The following is a 17,261-nucleotide window of genomic DNA, read 5'->3' as shown; positions in this document are numbered from 1 at the left end:
AGGGCGTTCACGTCAGTGCCTTCCGTCGGAAATGGGTTCGTTCGCTCGGCAGGTCAGGAGCGGAAGATGAAGCCCATGACGATGCCGATGAGGGCCAGCGCCTCACAGAAGGCGAAGCCGAGGATCTGGTTCTGACGGATCAGGCCGGCGGCCTCGGGCTGGCGGGCCAGTGCCTGGGTGCCGTTACCGAAGACGATGCCGACGCCGATGCCGGGGCCGATGGCGGCGAGGCCGTAGCCGATCGAGCCCAGGTTGCCGGTGACGCCTTCGGAGGCGGCGAGGTTGACCATGTCGAGAGCAGCGGACATGCCGTTACTTCCTTCTCTGTACGGACCGGCGGGGGTTGGCCGCCGGACAGCTTGGGGGTGTGCGGGAAAGGGCTTTGCTCAGTGTTCCTCGGCGAGCGCGCCCTGGATGTAGGTGCAGGTCAGCAGGACGAAGACGTACGCCTGGATGAGCTGGATGAACAGCTCGAAGGCGACCATCACGATCGTCATCACGAAGGAGACGGCCGAGTAGGCGATCCCGATGCCGTTGAGCATGTACCAGGTGGCGATGGTGAACAGGACCAGCAGCATGTGCCCGGCGAACATGTTGGCGAAGAGCCGGACGGCGTGGGTGAAGGGGCGCACGAGCAGGTTCGAGAAGAACTCGATGACCATGACGAGCGGCCGCACCCCACCGGGGAGCGACGGGTCGTATCCCGTGAAGTTCTTGAACGCGCCGACGAATCCGTGCCGCTTGAACGTCAGCGGAACCCAGACCAGGTAGACGAGCAGCGCGAGGCCGAGCGGGATCGAGAAGATCGAGGTCACCGGGAACTGCGCGAGCGGGATGACCGACCACAGGTTCATCACCCACACGAAGAAGAAGAGCGCCACCACCAGGGGGACGTACTTCTCGCCTTCCTTCTTGCCGATCGTCTCGTAGACCACTCCGCGGCGGATGAAGTCGTAACCGGCCTCGCCGATCATCTGCAGTTTGCCGGGCACCACCTTGGGCCTGCTGAAAGCGGCCCAGAAGAACCAGACGATGGCGAGCGTGCCCACGAGGGCGAGCAGGATCGGCTTGTTGAAGTCGAATCCGCCGATGCTGAACATCGGCTCGAAGACGAACGAGTGGAGCCCTGGAGCCTCGAAGCCGCAGCCACTGAAAAGGTGGCAGTCGGTCTCAAAGGCGAGCATCTGGTCAGCACTCACCGCGGGCTCCTTCTGCATGGCGCATGAAAACGGCTACCTCGTTGTGTCGGCGCGGCGTGCGGCCACGGAACGGCACTGGTCTTGGTCTTACGAATCGGGGGCGGCGGCTGATCAGGAGGCGGGAGTGTCCGTTCCGTCCCGTGGAATCCGGAACCGGATGGAACTCCGCCGTCCCCGTCTGCTGCGCCGCAGTTGGCAACGGACGATAGCAGTTGCTCGAACGAGCGCTTATCCCGCCCCTACGTGGCACTGGCCTTCTCACCGGAGCCGGAGGAGGGTTCCACGTACATGATCTTCGCCTTCAGATGCGCCCTGCCCTGAGCCGCGACCCATACGACGGTGGCGCCGAGCAGTGTGAACGCGAAGGTCGAGGTGTCGAAAAGGGTCGTATCCCGGAAGACCACCAGCACCACGAACAGCAGCAGAATCTGCGTCGTATACAACAGCAGGCCCATCGCCTGAAAGAGGTGCGGAAAGGAGCGGGCCGTCCGCTGGAGGACGTAAAGGCCGAGACCCATGAAGAGGATCACGACGAGTGCTCCGGCCGCGGCGCCGATGGCGCCCTTGCCTGAGGCGAACACGGCGCTGATCGCTGCGGCCACGGCACCGGCGAGGGCGGTCGGGACGGCGCAGTGCAGGAGCATGCGTGCGTCGTTCGACTGCATGTGGTGTGCTCCGGGAAATCGGGGGACGTGGGTCGTCGATGACGAGCGTAGCCCCGGCGTGGAGGACGGACCTCCCGGCAGAAGGGCCTGCGGGAGTGCGACACTTCGGCTGGCCACCGGGTTTCGTGAACGGTATCACAAACTATTTGATGAGGTCTTTACCTACTTGGTGTGCCCCCTGTCACACGCAGGTGTGACAGTGCGCGTCCGTCGCTGACGGCAGCCGCTATGTCTGCTATTGGGCGATTCCTGAGCCATCGGCGCACTCAGTCATGGGTGTTGATCTTCTTCGGGCGAGTGAACTGCTGGCGCTCCCCCACGGCCGTGGCACCGTTCAGCCCGGCCATCGCGGGCTCGAGCTCCGCGTCTTCGGCCGTCTCCCCCGTCGGCGCCGGGTCCTCACCGGGACCCGGCGGAGTGGCGGCGGCCTCCGTCTCCTCCGCCTCCCGGCGCGCACGCCGGTACCGGGGCGGCAGCATCCGCTGGGCCCACGCGGGCACTCGGGGCGTGTAGCGCGGCAACAGCAGTACCACCAGACCCACAGCGCTCAACAGCACGATCGCCAGCACGATCGCCAGGCTGGAGGAGCGCACCGAGAAGGCCACGGCTCCGAAGGCGATCAGCGCGGCCCAGAAGTACATGATCAGCACGGCACGGCTGTGCGAGTGCCCGATCTCCAGCAGCCGGTGGTGCAGATGCCCCCGGTCGGCCGCGAACGGCGAACGCCCGTTCCAGGTCCGCCGCACGATCGCCATCACCAGGTCGGCGACCGGGATGGCGATGATGCTCAGCGGCAGCAGCAGCGGCATGTAGAGCGGCACCATCGTGTGCACGGCGGACTTCACCGAACCGGTGTGCTCGACCATCACGTCCGGGTCCACCTGGCCGGTGATCGAGACCGCACCTGCCGCCAGCACGAGTCCGATCAGCATCGAGCCCGAGTCCCCCATGAAGATCCGGGCCGGGTGCATGTTGTGCGGCAGGAAGCCCAGGCACATGCCCATCAGCACCGCGGCGAAGAGCGTGGCCGGGGCTGCCGCCTCGATGCCGTAGCCGTACCAGATGCGGTACGCGTACATGAAGAACGCCACACCGGCGATGCACACCATGCCCGACGCGAGGCCGTCCAGCCCGTCCACGAAGTTGACCGCGTTGATGGTGACGACCACCAGCGCGACCGTGAGCAGCGTGCCCTGGAAGGGGGTGAGCGCGACATTGCCCACACCCGGCACCGGCAGCCACAGGATCGTCAGCCCCTGCAGCACCATCACACCGGCTGCGATCATCTGACCGCCGAGCTTCACCAAGGCGTCGACGCCCCACTTGTCGTCCAGTACGCCGATCAGCCAGATCAGACCGGCGCCGGAGAGCAGCGCCCGGGGCTCGTCGGAAAGAGTGAACAGCTCGCCGATGTTGGTCAGTTGCGAGGCCACCAGCAGCCCGGCGCACAGCCCGCCGAACATCGCGATGCCGCCCAGTCGCGGGGTCGGCTCCCGGTGCACGTCACGGGCCCGTACCGGCGGCATCGCGCCCGCCGCGATGGCGAACTTCCGCACCGGCCCGGTCAGCAGATAAGTGACCGCGGCCGTGACGCACAGCGTCAGCAGATATTCACGCACGGAACGGGCTCCCCAATGGTCTCGCGGGCTGTTCGCAGGCCCACCCGGGCGGGCCGATCAGGCCCACACCATAGGACACGCGCACTCCCGCCCGCTGGTTCTGGCTGTGCTTCTACGTGTGCGCCGGGACCCCCGTCAACGCGGTCACCACTGGGTCCAGCGCCCTGCTGATCTCCTCGCCGACGCTGCGGAAGTACGGGATCGGCGCGCCGTAGGGATCATAGATCTCGTCCGCCTCCGGGCTGGGCGCCAGCAGCCAGCCGCGCAGCGCGGCCGCCGCCTGGACCAGCGCGCGGGCACGCTCCACCACGCCCTCGGGGCTGCCGGCGGCCGGCAGCGTCGCCGGGTCTATGGCCCGCACCAGCCGGGTGAACTCCTTGAGCGTAAAGGTGCGCAGGCCCGCCGAGTGGCCCATGGAGATCACCTGCGCCCGGTGGTCGCGGGTGGCCGTCAGCACCAGGTCGGCCCGGATCACATGCTCGTCCAGGAGTTCCCGGCCGGTGAAGTCGGAGGCGTCCGCGCCGTGCTCGAGCAGCACGGCGACCGCGTTCTCCTCCATCGGCGCGCCCTCGTGCCCCCAGGTGCCCGCGCTCTCGACCACGAGGCCGCCCATACGGGCCTCCCCCAGCCGTTCGGCCAGGGCATGCCGGGTGAGCCGCTCGGTGATCGGCGAGCGGCACACGTTGCCTGTGGAGACGTGGAGGATACGGAACGCGCCGTCGGCGCCGCTTATGCCGCCGGCCTCGGCCGGCCCACGCCCGGGTGGGGCGGTCACTACGGGGCCACCTCCAGGCCCGGTACGACCTTGCGCAGCTCGTCGGCGTCGATCGCGCCCGAGCGCAGCAGCACCGGCACCGAGCCGGTGACGTCCACGATGGACGAGGGCACGCTGTCCGGCGTGGGGCCGCCGTCCAGGTAGACGGCGACCGACTCGCCCAGCATCTCCTGGGCCGCGTCGCAGTCCATCGGCGCCGGGTGTCCGGTCAGGTTCGCCGAGGAGACGGCCATCGGGCCGAACTCGGTCAGCAGCTCGATGGCGACCGGGTGCAGCGGCATCCGCACGGCCACCGTGCCATGGGTCTCCCCCAGGTCCCAGGTCAGCGACGGCTGGTGGCGCGCCACCAGGGTGAGGGCTCCGGGCCAGAAGGCGTCGACCAGCTCCCAGGCCGTCTCGGAGAAGTCCGTGACCAGGCCGTGCAGGGTGTTCGGGGAGCCCACCAGCACCGGCGAGGGCATACCGCGGCCACGGCCCTTGGCCTCCAGCAGATCGCCGACCGCGTCGGAGCTGAACGCGTCGGCGCCGACGCCGTAGACGGTGTCCGTCGGCAGCACGACGAGTTCTCCGCGCCGGACGGCCGACGCCGCCTCACGCAGCCCGGTCGCGCGATCGGTCGCGTCGGAGCAGTCGTATCGCCGTGCCATTACGGCACCTCCCTGCGTGCGGTGGCAAAACGGGGCCGGTTGTTGAGGTCGGGGTGGTCCGCGGCGTCGGCCCAGCCGCGGTCCTCGGTGAAGATCCAGGGCACCTGCCCGCCCTGGGTGTCGGCGTGCTCGATGACCACGACGCCGCCCGGGCGCAGCAGCCGATGCGCGGTGCGCTCCAGGCCGCGGATGACGTCCAGGCCGTCCTCGCCGGAGAACAACGCGATCTGCGGATCGTGGTCGCGGGCCTCCGGCGCCACATGCTCCCACTCGGTGAGCGGAATGTAGGGCGGATTGGAGATCACGAGATCCACCTGGCCGTCCAGCTCACCCAGCGCGGTGCGCGCGTCCCCGTGGTGCAGCGTCACCCGCGAGCCCTCGACGTTCTTGCGCGCCCACACCAGCGCCGCCTCGTCCAGCTCCACGGCGTGCACCCGGGAGCGGGGCACCTCCTGCGCCAGGGCGAGCGCGATGGCGCCGGAGCCGGTGCACAGGTCCACGATCAGCGGCTCGGCCACATCCATGGCCCGTACCGCGTCTATCGCCCAGCCGACCACGGACTCGGTCTCCGGGCGTGGCACGAAGACCCCGGCTCCGACGTGCAGCTCCAGATAGCGGAAGAAGGCCCGTCCGGTGATGTGCTGGAGCGGTTCGCGGGCCTCTCGGCGGGCCACCGCCTCCCAGTAGCGCGCATCGAAGTCGGCGTCCGCGACCCGATGCAGCTCGCCCCGTGAGACACCGTGTACCCAGGCGGCCAGCTCTTCGGCGTCGAAGCGCGGCGAGGGCACGCCGGCGTCGGCCAGCCGCTGGGTGGCCTGCGCCACCTCGGCGAGCAGCACGTTCACTCCGTCTTCCTCCCGGGCGTCACTGAGCGGCGGCCAGCTTGGCCGCGGAGTCCGCGTCCACACAGGCTTGGATGACCGGATCGAGTTCGCCGTCCAGCACCTGGTCCAGGTTGTATGCCTTGAACCCGACGCGGTGGTCGGAGATCCGGTTCTCCGGGAAGTTGTAGGTGCGCACCCGCTCGGACCTGTCGACCGTACGGACCTGGCTGCGGCGCGCGTCCGAAGCCTCCTTCTCGGCCTCCTCCTGCGCCGCGGCCAGCAGCCGGGCGCGCAGGATGCGCAGGGCCTGCTCCTTGTTCTGGAGCTGGCTCTTCTCGTTCTGGCAGGAGACGACGATGCCGGTCGGCTCGTGGGTGATGCGCACGGCCGAGTCGGTGGTGTTGACCGACTGGCCGCCCGGCCCGGAGGAGCGGTAGACGTCGATGCGCAGATCGTTGGGGTTGATCTCCACATCCACCTCCTCGGCCTCCGGCAGCACCAGGACACCGGCCGCTGAGGTGTGGATACGGCCCTGGGACTCGGTCGCGGGCACCCGCTGCACGCGGTGCACCCCGCCCTCGTACTTCAGCCGTGCCCATACGCCCTGCCCCGGCTCGGTCGCGCCCTTGGACTTCACGGCGACCTGGACGTCCTTGTAACCGCCCAGGTCGGACTCGTTGGACTCGATCAGCTCGGTCTTCCAGCCGTTGCGCTCGGCGTAGCGCAGATACATCCGCAGCAGGTCACCGGCGAACAACGCGGACTCGTCGCCGCCCTCGCCCGCCTTGATCTCCAGGATGACGTCCTTGTCGTCGCTCGGGTCGCGCGGGACCAGCAGCAGCCGCAGCCGCTCGGTCAGCTCCTCCCGGCGCCGCTCCAGCTCCTTGACCTCGTCCGCGAAGTCGGAGTCCTCAGCGGCCAGTTCCCGCGCGGTGCCGATGTCGTCCCCGGTCCGCTTCCACTCGCTGTAGGCGGTGACGATGGGGGTGAGCTCGGCGTAGCGCTTGTTCAGCCGGCGGGCACCCGCCTGGTCGGCGTGGATCGCCGGATCGGCGAGCCGCCGCTCCAGGTCGGCGTGCTCGCCGACGAGTTCCTCGACCGCCTCGAACATCGTGGCCATCCCTTACTGATGAGTGGAGGCGCCGCCTCGCCGCGGGGGGGGGCGGGCCGGCGCCGGGGCGCTGAGCACCAAAAGAGCGCCGGGCCGCGCTGCCCGGCAGGGGCAGCCGCGGACCGGCGCTGCGGTGACGCTACTTCTTGGCGCTGCCGGCGCTCTTGCCGAAGCGGGCCTCGAAGCGGGCCACGCGGCCACCGGTGTCGAGGATCTTCTGCTTGCCGGTGTAGAACGGGTGGCAGGCCGAGCAGATGTCGGCGCGGATCACGCCTTCCGACATGGTGCTACGCGTGGTGAACGAGTTGCCACAGGTGCAGCTCACCTGGGTCTCGCGGTACTCGGGGTGGATGTCGCGCTTCAAGGTCACTCCTAGGTTCGGGAGGGCACCGGGTCGGGAGACGGGTTGTTTCCCGTGAACCGGGGCCGACGGTCCAGTTTGCCACTGGTTCCCGCACCCCCCAAAACCGGGGGCGGCACCCGGTTATTCCCCACGCGTCGTGGCCGGAGGCCGAGGCGGAGGCCCCAGGGGGGATGCCTACTCCTGCTTCCGGCTGCCGGCCTCCACGGTCCCGCGCTCTTCCCGCACGACACCGCCTATATCGGTCTTGTCGGCCGCCGAGCCCTTGGTCGCGGACTTCGGCACCGGCTGGTCGTGCTTGATCGCGGCCCAGACCTTCTTGGTCTTGGAGTCGACCTGTATCACCCGGTTCGGGTTCTGCGGGTCGTACACGACCGGCAGCGTCGTCATCTGGATGTCGTCGGACTTGATCCCCTTGAGCATCTTCGCCAGGCCGGTCAGCTTGCCGACCGAGTTCAGCTCCGAGTCGGTGGTGACCGCCGAGGTGGCGGTGTCGGCCAGGTCGTAGAGCTTCTTCGGGCTGCTGAACAGGCCCACACTGTTGACCTGGTCGATGAGTGCCTTCAGGAACGCCTGCTGGAGCTGGATACGGCCCAGGTCGCTGCCGTCGCCGACGCCGTGCCGGGTGCGGACCAGCCCCAGGGACTGCTCACCGTCGAGCCGGTGGGTGCCCGCCTTGAGGTCCAGGTGGCTGTCCTTGTCGTGGATGGCCTTGTGGGTGGTCATCTCGACGCCGCCGAGCGTGTCGATCAGCCGCTGGAACCCGGCGAAGTCCACCTCGAGGTAGTGGTCCATCCGTACGCCGGAGAGGGACTCGACCGTCTTGACCGCGCACGCCGGGCCGCCGACCTTGTAGGCCGAGTTGAACATGGCCCGCTGCGGCGGAACGATTTTCCCGCCTTCCGACTTGTCGCCCTTGCAGCTGGGCCGGTCCACCACGGTGTCCCGGGGTATCGAGACGACGCCGGCCTTGTCGTGCTTCTCGTTGATGTGCAGCACCATCGCGGTGTCCGAGCGGGCGCCGCCCTCGTTCTTGCCGTACTTCGCATTGGCCCCGGCGCGGCTGTCCGAGCCGAGCACGAGGATGTCCATGGAGCCGTTCGGCACGTCCTCGGGCCGGTTCTTGCCCAGGGCCGCATTGATGTCGACCCCGGATATGTTGCCGTCCAGCTTGAAGTAGACGAACCCCAGGCTCGTCCCGCCGAGCGCGACCGCGCCCGCGACGGTCCAGGCCGCGGCCCGTAGTGCGCGCCGGCGTCCGCTGAGCGGCCTGCGACGACGGCCGGAGGCTCGTCCGCCCCGGGAGCGGCGTGCTCCCGCCGTGTCGCCCTCGTAGCTGTCGCCCGCCATGGTCACTTCCCTCAGTCCTGCCTCGTGGCGCCGTTGTCCTGTGTGGACGTCGTCCGGTGGAGACGTTGTCCCGTGAGGACGCTGCGTCTCGCCGGAAGGGTTGCACAGCGGATCAACACGCGCGGTGAGAGCGCGTGACGGGACAGCGGCGTACGAACCGGGCCGCAACGCGGCACTACTCCCGTTTTACCTGCGACGACGTACCCGCGCCTGCCGGGACGACACCGGTTACCGGCGAGGAGGGCCTGTGGGCAAGCTCTCAGCAGCCAAAACGGACGGCGAGGGCCGCCCCACCGTGCGTGGTGGGACGGCCCTCGCCGTCATCCGTCCGGGCGACCCCCGGGCCCACGGACCTCGGTCCTGGCCGCCCGATACGGCTCAGTCCTGGCCGTTGCCCGGGGTCGGGGTCGTCTTCTGGAGCCCCTCCTCCATCCACGCTCCTCGCAGTGCTCGGCCCTGGGGGGCCTCCCACGCTTCGAAGCGCTGCTCCACAACAACATCAGTCGCTGCCGCGACGGGCCGTCCGTCGACCTCAGTCCTGGCCGTTGCCCGGGGTCGGGGTCGTCTTCTGGATCTGGAGCAGGAACTCCGCGTTGGACTTCGTCTGCTTCATCTTGTCCAGCAGCAACTCGATGGCCTGCTGCTGGTCAAGGGCGTGCAGCACGCGCCGCAGCTTCCAGACGATCTGGAGCTCCTCGTTCGCCATGAGGATCTCTTCCTTACGGGTGCCGGACGCGTCCACGTCCACCGCGGGGAAGATCCGCTTCTCGGCGAGCTTCCGGTCGAGCTTGAGCTCCATGTTGCCGGTGCCCTTGAACTCCTCGAAGATGACCTCCTCCATCCGGGAGCCGGTCTCCACCAGCGCCGCGGCGAGGATCGTCAGGGAGCCGCCGTCCTCGATGTTGCGCGCCGCGCCGAAGAACTTCTTCGGCGGATAGAGCGCCGTCGAGTCGACACCACCGGAGAGGATGCGGCCCGAGGCCGGCGCAGCCAGGTTGTAGGCGCGGGCGAGCCGGGTGATGTTGTCCAGCAGGATCACCACGTCGTGGCCCAGCTCCACCAGCCGCTTCGCCCGCTCGATGGCCAGCTCGGCGATGGTGGTGTGGTCCTCGGCCGGGCGGTCGAAGGTCGAGGAGATGACCTCGCCCTTGACCGACCGCTGCATGTCGGTGACCTCTTCCGGACGCTCGTCCACCAGGACGACCATCAGGTGGCACTCGGGGTTGTTGCGGGTGATGGAGTTCGCGATCGACTGCAGCACCGTGGTCTTGCCCGCCTTGGGCGGTGCCACGATCAGACCGCGCTGCCCCTTGCCGACCGGCGAGACCAGGTCGATGATCCGCGAGGTCAGCTGGTTCGGCTCGGTCTCCAGCCGCAGGCGCTCCTGCGGGTAGAGCGGGGTGAGCTTGTTGAACTCGGAACGGCCCTTGCCGTCGTCGGGCGACATGCCGTTGACCGAGTCGAGGCGGACCAGCGCGTTGAACTTCTCGCGCCGCTCGCCCTCCCGCGGCTGGCGCACGGCGCCGGTGACGTGGTCGCCCTTGCGCAGGCCGTTCTTTCGGACCTGGGCCAGCGAGACGTACACGTCGTTGGGCCCCGGCAGGTAGCCGGAGGTCCGCACGAACGCGTAGTTGTCGAGGATGTCGAGGATGCCCGCGACGGGGATCAGGACGTCGTCCTCGGAGATCTGCGGCTCGAAGTCCTCCCGGCCGCCGCGCCGGCCCCTGCGGTCGCGGTAGCGGCCACGCCGCCCGCGACGGCCGCCGCCCTCGTCGTCGAAGTCGTCCCGGCTGTCCCTGCGACCGCCGCCACCGGCCTGGTTCTGCTGGCCGCCACCGCCGCCGTCGTTCTTGTTGCGGTTGCGGTCGCGGTCGCGCTGGCGCTCGCGCTTGGAGGGACGGTCCTGCTGCTGTTTGCCGTCGCCGGAGGGGCCGCCCTTGCCGTCCCTGCCGTCCTTCTCGGACCGCTCGGACTTGCCGTCCTGAGCCGCCTGCTTGCCGTCCTGGGCGCCCTGCTTACCGCTCTCGCCGCCGGACTTGGCGTCCGTGCGGCCCTCGGCGGTGTCGGCAGCGGCCTCGCCCTTGGTGCGGCGGCCACGGCCGCCCTCCTGGGCAGCCTTGGCGTCGCCCTCGGTCTGGCCGGGGATGTCGATCTGCTGCTGGCTGCCCTGCCCGTCCTGCTGCGCGCTCTCGGCGTCGCCGGTGCGGGCGCGGGAGGTGGCGCGGCGCTTCGGCTTCGTCTCCTCGGCGGGCGTGCCGTTCTCGGCGGCCTTGCCCTGCTTGCTGTCGGAGACCTTGCTCTGTTTGGTGTCGGCTGCCTTGCTGTCGGCGGCCTTGGCGCTCTTGCCCGAGGCGGCGGGCGCGGAGTCCGAACTGCCGCCCGCCTGGCGCTCCTTGATGACCTCGATCAGCTGGCTCTTGCGCATCCGCGCGGTGCCCCTGATGCCGAGGCTGGAGGCGACCTGCTGGAGCTCGGCCAGAACCATGCCCTCGAGCCCTGTGCCGGAGCGCCGACGCCTCGGTGCGGCACCGGAGGCAGGCGTGGCTGATGCGTCCGTAGCGGCGGGCGCCGCGGCACCGTCGGCTGCGGTATCGGCGTTCACGCCCATCAGATCGGTGGTGTCGCTCACGAAGGGTCCTTCCCTGGAGCGGACGTCGGCCAGTCTGGCTCGGCGACCGGTTGTGCTGTCCGGATGGGGTCCTGTGTTCGCGGACCTGACCGGGGCGGTGGTCCCGCCTTGATGTACGGCGGGGAGATCAGTACGTGGGTTCGGCGTGAAGCCTCGACATGGATGTCCTTCACGTCGGCTCCGGAGCGTGTTCGCCCCTGCACGGCAATGGGCCGAGCAGTGTGGGAGGCTCCTGGGAGAAGAGGTGGTCCCTACTGGGGCTGCCAGGGGAACACGCAAGCACCGCACTCTTCGAACCATCGCACTTTCCTGTGCGGGGTCCACGAGACTGCGAGTGCAGACTTGAGGTTAACACTACCGGATCCAACAAACATTCCCCCTCTCGAAGATCCGCAACCCGCTGTCACCGGGGCCCGCTGCCCGTGCCTCCCGGTGTGTTTCCGTTCTCGACCTCGGTCCCGCTCAAGTCCTTGCTTCCAGCGTTCTCGCCGGCCCGGCCGCCTGCGGACAGCGGCAGGACGCTGGCTCCCGCCAGATCGAGGGCCAGCCGGTTGGCCGTCCAGCCCTCTCCCGCCAGCCGGGAGACCTTGTCGGCCTCGCCGTCGTCGGCTGCCAGCGCCAGGACCGTCGGACCGGCCCCGGAGATCACGGCGGGGACGCCGTCCGCGCGCAGCCGCCCGACCAGGTCGGCGCTCTCCGTCATCGCCGGGGCGCGGTACTCCTGGTGCAGCCGGTCCTCGGTGGCGGACAGCAGCAGCTCGGGGCGGCGCGTCAGCGCCTCGACGAGCAGCGCGGCGCGCCCCGCGTTGAACGCCGCGTCCACGTGCGGCACGGAGCGGGGCAACAGCCCACGCGCGGTCTGTGTGAGCAGGGGCTTCGCGGGAACGAAGACCACTGGGACGAGGGACGCTGCGGGTTCCATCCGCAGCGCGCGGGCCGCTCCCCCATCCGTCCATGCCAGGGTAAATCCACCGAGCAGGCAGGCGGCGACATTGTCGGGGTGGCCCTCGATCTCGGTGGCCAGCTCCAGCAGCGCGGTGTCGTCCAGCCGGGCCTCGCCGCCGGTCGTCACGGCGCGGGCCGCCATCACGCCGGCGCAGATGGCGGCGGAGGAGGAGCCCAGGCCGCGGCCGTGCGGGATGCGGTTGGCGCACACCACCTCCAAGCCGCGCGGCTGCCCGCCCAGCAGGTCGAAGGTGGTGCGCAGGGACCGGATGAGCAGGTGGTTCTCGTCGCGGGGCAGGGTGTCGGCGCCCTCGCCTGCGATGTCGATGTGCAGACCGGAGTCGGCGACGCGGACCACCACGTCGTCGTACAGCCCCAGGGCGAGGCCCAGGGCGTCGAAGCCGGGGCCGAGGTTGGCGCTGGTGGCGGGGACGCGCACCCGGACGGCGGCGGCGCGGAACGCGGGACCGGCCATCTCTCGATGACTCTCCTTGGTTTGGGTTTGCGGAGCATCCCCTCGACCGCGGCTGCGCCGGACCGGTCACGGCTCCGCGCTCACCCGCGGTGGGGACGTACGGGAGTCGGGGTGAAACTCAGCCTATCGAAGGTGGGTTCACTGGCGACATAGGGCGCACGGGAGGCGCACGATGCGTGTCGTGAGCCTCCCCGTGCTTCCGCGCGGTACACACGTTCGGCGGACCGGACCGTTGCCGCTCGGGGACGGAACCGGCACACAGGTTCTGCCCCGTGTACCGGCCCCGGGAAACCGATCCGAACCCAACCGGTTCAGACCAGTGGCGGAAGGTGGCGCGCTGCTCAGGCGAGGCCGAGACGCTCGGCGGCTGCGTCCGCGTCGACGGGGACGACGATGGGCTGCGGCGCGCCCGCCACCGCCCAGTCGGGGTCCTTGAGGCCGTTGCCGGTCACGGTGCAGACGATGCGCTGCCCGGCCTCGACCTTGCCCTGCTCGGCCGCCTGGATCAGACCCGCGACCGACGCCGCGGAGGCCGGCTCCACGAACACGCCTTCCTGTGCGGCCAACAGTCGATAGGCCCGCAGGATCTGACGGTCGGTCACCGAGTCGATGAAGCCGCCGGACTCGTCCCGCGCCTGCTCGGCCAGCGTCCAGGACGCCGGGTTGCCGATCCTGATGGCGGTGGCGATGGTGCTCGGCTCCTTGACGGCCTCGCCGCGCACGATCGGCGCCGCACCGGACGCCTGGTACCCCCACATCCGCGGGGTGCGGGTGGCGGGCCCCTCCTGGTGATACTCCCGGTAGCCCTTCCAGTACGCGGTGATGTTGCCCGCGTTGCCGACCGGAAGGACGTGGATGTCGGGCGCGTCCCCGAGCATGTCCACGATCTCGAACGCGGCCGTCTTCTGCCCCTCGATCCGCACCGGGTTGACGGAATTGACCAGCGCCACCGGATACTTGTCCGACAGCCCGCGAGCCAGCTCGAGGCAGTCGTCGAAGTTGCCGTCGACCTGGAGGATCTTGGCGCCGTGCACCAGCGCCTGCCCCATCTTGCCCAGCGCGATCTTCCCCTGGGGCACCAGGACGGCGCAGACCATCCCGGCACGTACGGCGTAGGCCGCGGCCGACGCCGAGGTGTTCCCGGTGGAGGCGCAGATGACGGCCTGGGCCCCCTCCTCCTTGGCGCGGGTGATGGCCATCGTCATCCCGCGGTCCTTGAAGGAACCGGTCGGGTTGGCGCCCTCGACCTTGAGGTGGACGTCGCAGCCGGTCAGCTCGGAGAGCTTCTGCGCGGGCACCAGCGGGGTGCCGCCTTCACGGAGTGTGACGGGGGTGGTCTCGGGTGCGACCGGCAGGCGGTCGCGGTACTCCTCGATGATGCCGCGCCACTGCGGGCGCCCCGCGGCGAGCCCCGCTGCCCGGGGGGCGGGCGCGGCTGAGGCGTCGGCGTCGCCTGCGGCGCGCATCTGTGACATCGGAGGCTCCATGACGGTCACTGTTCCTTGGCTCCCTTACTGACCATTGTCCGACGCTGCCCACCGCGCCGGGCTGCTCGCGCTCCGTGCCGCCGGTCGGTCGCGGCGCTCGGCACGTTCACTCCCCCTCGACCCGCATGATGCTGGCAACCCCGCGCACCGTGTCGAGGCCGCGCAGGGCCTCGACCGTCGCGCCGAGCGCCGCGTCCTGGGCCCGGTGGGTGACCACGACGAGCCAGGCTCCGTCGTGCGCGCCTTCCTTGCCCTTCTGCCGCACGGTGTCGATGGAGACGCCGTGCTCGGCGAAGACCGTGGCCACCTGCGCCAGCACGCCGGGTTTGTCGGCCACGTCCAGGCTGATGTGGTAGCGGGTGACCACCTCGCCCATCGGCGAGACGGGGAGCTGCGCGTAGGCGGACTCGCCCGGGCCCCTGCCGCCGTTGAGCTTGTTGCGGCAGGCGGCCACCAGGTCGCCCAGGACCGCCGAGGCGGTGGGCGAGCCGCCCGCCCCCGGGCCGTAGAACATCAGCTGCCCGGCCGCCTCGGACTCGACGAAGACCGCGTTGTACGCCTCGCGCACCGAGGCCAGCGGGTGGCTGAGCGGGATCATCGCGGGGTGCACCCGGGCCGTCACCGAGCGGCCGTCCTCGGCCCGCTCGCAGATGGCCAGCAGCTTCACGGTGCACCCCATGCGTTTCGCGGAGGCGATGTCGGCCGCCGTCACATCGGCCAGCCCCTCGCGGTGCACATCGTCCAGGCGTACCCGGGTGTGGAAGGCGATGCCCGCCAGGATGGCGGCCTTGGCCGCCGCGTCGAAGCCCTCGACGTCGGCTGTGGGGTCGGCCTCCGCGTAACCGAGCGCGGTGGCCTCGTCCAGCGCCTCGCTGTAGCCCGCCCCGGTGGACTCCATCCGATCGAGGATGAAGTTGGTCGTGCCATTGACGATGCCCAGGACCCGGTTGACCTTGTCGCCCGCGAGGGATTCGCGCAGCGGGCGCACCAGCGGGATGGCGGCGGCCACGGCGGCCTCGTAGAAGAGGTCGACGCCGTACTTCTCGGCGGACTCGTGGAGGGTGGAGCCGTCCTCGGCCAGCAGCGCCTTGTTGGCGGTCACGACGCTGGCACCGTGCTCGAAGGCCGAGGTGATCAGGGTACGCGCGGGTTCGAGGCCGCCGATGACCTCGACCACCACATCGATGTCCTCGCGCGCCGCGAGCCCCGCGGCGTCGGTGGTCACCAGCGCGGGGTCGACGCCCTCGCGGACCCGGTCGGGACGGCGAACGGCGACCCCGGCCAGTTCGACCGGGGCGCCGATGCGCTGTGCGAGGTCTTCGGCGTGCGTCGTCATGATGCGTGCCACCTCTGAGCCGACAACCCCGTAGCCCAGCAGCGCCACTTTCAGCGGACGCGTACGCATCATCTGACCTCTTTTTCCGTCTGTCCCGTCAACAGCAATTGGTTGTCAAGTCTCACTTACCGAAACGGAGATTCCACGCCTGGTCCAGTATGTGGGACGTATATCTCGCTACCCGACATCGAGTCGCAGAAGATCTTCCTCCGTCTCGCGCCGGACGATCGTCCGCGCCTGCCCGTCCCGTACCGCGACGACCGGCGGACGCAGCGCGTGGTTGTAGTTGTTCGCCATCGACCGGCAGTACGCACCGGTCGCGGGCACCGCCAGCAGGTCGCCGGGCGCCAGGTCCGCCGGCAGGAACGCGTCCCGTACGACGATGTCACCGCTCTCGCAGTGCTTGCCGACCACCCGGCTGAGCATCGGCTCGGCCTCGGAGGCCCGGGACACCAGCGCCACGCTGTACTCGGCGTCGTACAGCGCCGTGCGGATGTTGTCCGACATGCCGCCGTCCACGCTCACATACGTACGCAGCCCCTCCAGCTCCTTGAGCGTGCCCACCTCGTACAGCGTGAAAGCCGTCGGCCCCACGATGGCACGCCCCGGCTCCACCGAGAGCCGCGGCACCGCCAGGCCCGCCGCCTCGCACTCGCGTGTGACGATGTCGCCCAGCGTCTTGGCGATCTCGTGCGGCTCACGCGGATCGTCCTCGGGCGTGTACGCGATCCCGAGCCCGCCGCCCAGGTCGATCTCCGGCAGCTCGATCCCGTGCTCGTCCCGGATCTGCGTCAGCAGCCCCACCACCCGGCGCGCCGAGACCTCGAAGCCCGCCATGTCGAAGATCTGCGAGCCGATGTGCGAGTGGATACCGGTCAGCTCCAGGCTGTCCAGCATCAGCACCCGGCGCACCGCCTCGGCCGCCTGGCCCCCGGCCAGCGCCAGGCCGAACTTCTGGTCCTCGTGCGCGGTCGCGATGAACTCGTGCGTGTGCGCCTCGACACCCACCGTGACCCGGATCTGCACCGGCTGCCGCCGCCCCAGCCGCTCGGCGACATGCGCGACCCGGGCGATCTCCTGGAACGAGTCCAGCACGATCCGCCCCACGCCCGCCTCGACGGCCCGGGTGATCTCCTCGTTCGACTTGTTGTTGCCGTGCAGCGCGATGCGCTCAGCCGGCATACCGGCCGCCAGCGCTGTCGACAGCTCCCCGCCGGAGCACACGTCGAGGTTCAGCCCCTCCTCGTGCAGCCAGCGCACCACCGCGCGGGAGAGGAACGCCTTCCCGGCGTAGAACACATCGGCTTCCTGCCCGAACGCCTCCCGCCAGGCGCGGCACCGGGCGCGGAAGTCGGTCTCGTCCATCACATACGCGGGGGTGCCGAACTCCTCCGCGATCCGGCGGACATCCAGCCCACCGACGCTGACGGCCCCCTCCGGCGTCCGCTCGACGGTCTGCGACCACACGCGCGGGTCGAGTGAGTTGAGGTCGGCCGGCGGCGCGGTGTAGTGCCCCTCCGGCAGAACATCTGCGTGCCGGGGGCCTGCGGGGTGTGCGGAACGGCTCATGATCGTGTCCCTGTGTCCCTTTTGCTGATCAAAGTCTCAAAGATGTGCGGGTGCTGTGACGCCGAGCTGGGACAGGCCGCCTGCCAGCACCGCTCCGGTGGCCTCGGCGAGGGCCAGCCGGCCGCGGTGGACGGCCCCGGGTTTCTCCTCACCCCGGGGCAGCGGCTCACAGACGTCATGGAACACGGCGAACGCCCCCGCGACGGCATCCAGATGCCGCGCCAGCGGGCCGGGCGCGGTGATCCGCGCCCGGTCGGCGAGCAGGGCCA

Annotated in this window: 16 protein-coding genes; all 16 read right to left on the bottom strand. The window is 70.0% G+C overall.

What is annotated here, in order from left to right:
* Positions 1–53: 53 nt before the first annotated feature.
* Positions 54–308, bottom strand: coding sequence for an ATP synthase F0 subunit C (gene atpE, locus JW592_RS09845; protein ID WP_209264578.1), 255 nt, complete (start codon positions 306–308; stop codon positions 54–56).
* A 78-nt stretch (positions 309–386) separates the two neighbouring features.
* The gene (atpB, locus tag JW592_RS09840) at positions 387–1,217 is read right to left on the bottom strand and encodes a F0F1 ATP synthase subunit A (protein ID WP_209264577.1); all 831 of its coding nucleotides are present in this window, start codon (positions 1,215–1,217) and stop codon (positions 387–389) included.
* Between the two features lie 221 nt (positions 1,218–1,438).
* The gene (locus JW592_RS09835; RefSeq protein WP_209264576.1) at positions 1,439–1,864 is read right to left on the bottom strand and encodes a Cg1360 family ATP-synthase-associated protein; all 426 of its coding nucleotides are present in this window, start codon (positions 1,862–1,864) and stop codon (positions 1,439–1,441) included.
* 266 nt (positions 1,865–2,130) lie between these two features.
* Positions 2,131–3,483: an MraY family glycosyltransferase gene (locus JW592_RS09830; protein WP_209264575.1), complete on the bottom strand. Its 1,353-nt coding sequence runs from the start codon at positions 3,481–3,483 to the stop codon at positions 2,131–2,133.
* Between the two features lie 112 nt (positions 3,484–3,595).
* Positions 3,596–4,258 carry an arsenate reductase/protein-tyrosine-phosphatase family protein gene (locus JW592_RS09825; RefSeq protein WP_307805358.1) on the bottom strand — a complete coding sequence of 221 codons (663 nt, stop codon included), beginning with the start codon at positions 4,256–4,258 and terminating at the stop codon, positions 3,596–3,598.
* Positions 4,258–4,905 (bottom strand): L-threonylcarbamoyladenylate synthase, encoded by a 648-nt coding sequence (locus JW592_RS09820; protein ID WP_209264574.1) that lies wholly within the window; start codon positions 4,903–4,905, stop codon positions 4,258–4,260. Before JW592_RS09820 ends, JW592_RS09825 begins: the two co-directional genes overlap by 1 nt.
* Positions 4,905–5,750 (bottom strand): peptide chain release factor N(5)-glutamine methyltransferase, encoded by an 846-nt coding sequence (gene prmC / locus JW592_RS09815; protein WP_209264573.1) that lies wholly within the window; start codon positions 5,748–5,750, stop codon positions 4,905–4,907. Before prmC ends, JW592_RS09820 begins: the two co-directional genes overlap by 1 nt.
* Before the next feature lie 19 nt (positions 5,751–5,769).
* On the bottom strand, positions 5,770–6,840 hold the full coding sequence (gene prfA, locus JW592_RS09810) for a peptide chain release factor 1 (RefSeq protein ID WP_209264744.1): 1,071 nt from the start codon (positions 6,838–6,840) through the stop codon (positions 5,770–5,772).
* A 139-nt stretch (positions 6,841–6,979) separates the two neighbouring features.
* Entirely contained in the window at positions 6,980–7,204 is a 225-nt protein-coding gene (gene rpmE / locus JW592_RS09805) for a 50S ribosomal protein L31 (RefSeq protein WP_209264572.1), read from the bottom strand.
* A 174-nt stretch (positions 7,205–7,378) separates the two neighbouring features.
* Entirely contained in the window at positions 7,379–8,551 is a 1,173-nt protein-coding gene (locus JW592_RS09800) for an LCP family protein (protein ID WP_209264571.1), read from the bottom strand.
* A gap of 532 nt (positions 8,552–9,083) precedes the next feature.
* Positions 9,084–11,180 (bottom strand): transcription termination factor Rho, encoded by a 2,097-nt coding sequence (gene rho / locus JW592_RS09795; protein ID WP_209264570.1) that lies wholly within the window; start codon positions 11,178–11,180, stop codon positions 9,084–9,086.
* Positions 11,181–11,583: 403 nt separating this feature from the next.
* Positions 11,584–12,600: a homoserine kinase gene (gene thrB / locus JW592_RS09790; RefSeq protein ID WP_209264569.1), complete on the bottom strand. Its 1,017-nt coding sequence runs from the start codon at positions 12,598–12,600 to the stop codon at positions 11,584–11,586.
* Positions 12,601–12,941: 341 nt separating this feature from the next.
* Complete coding sequence (thrC, locus tag JW592_RS09785) at positions 12,942–14,066, bottom strand: threonine synthase (RefSeq protein WP_229375606.1); 1,125 nt, start codon at positions 14,064–14,066, stop codon at positions 12,942–12,944.
* Positions 14,067–14,193: 127 nt separating this feature from the next.
* The gene (locus JW592_RS09780; protein WP_209264742.1) at positions 14,194–15,492 is read right to left on the bottom strand and encodes a homoserine dehydrogenase; all 1,299 of its coding nucleotides are present in this window, start codon (positions 15,490–15,492) and stop codon (positions 14,194–14,196) included.
* A gap of 108 nt (positions 15,493–15,600) precedes the next feature.
* On the bottom strand, positions 15,601–16,992 hold the full coding sequence (lysA, locus tag JW592_RS09775; protein WP_209264568.1) for a diaminopimelate decarboxylase: 1,392 nt from the start codon (positions 16,990–16,992) through the stop codon (positions 15,601–15,603).
* A 36-nt stretch (positions 16,993–17,028) separates the two neighbouring features.
* The coding region (locus tag JW592_RS09770) for a DALR anticodon-binding domain-containing protein (protein ID WP_267877993.1) at positions 17,029–17,261 on the bottom strand (233 nt) is incomplete at its 5' end.

This window comes from Streptomyces spirodelae (assembly GCF_017676385.1).
Taxonomy (GTDB): domain Bacteria; phylum Actinomycetota; class Actinomycetes; order Streptomycetales; family Streptomycetaceae; genus Streptomyces; species Streptomyces spirodelae.
This window is presented reverse-complemented; position numbering and strand designations above follow the sequence as displayed.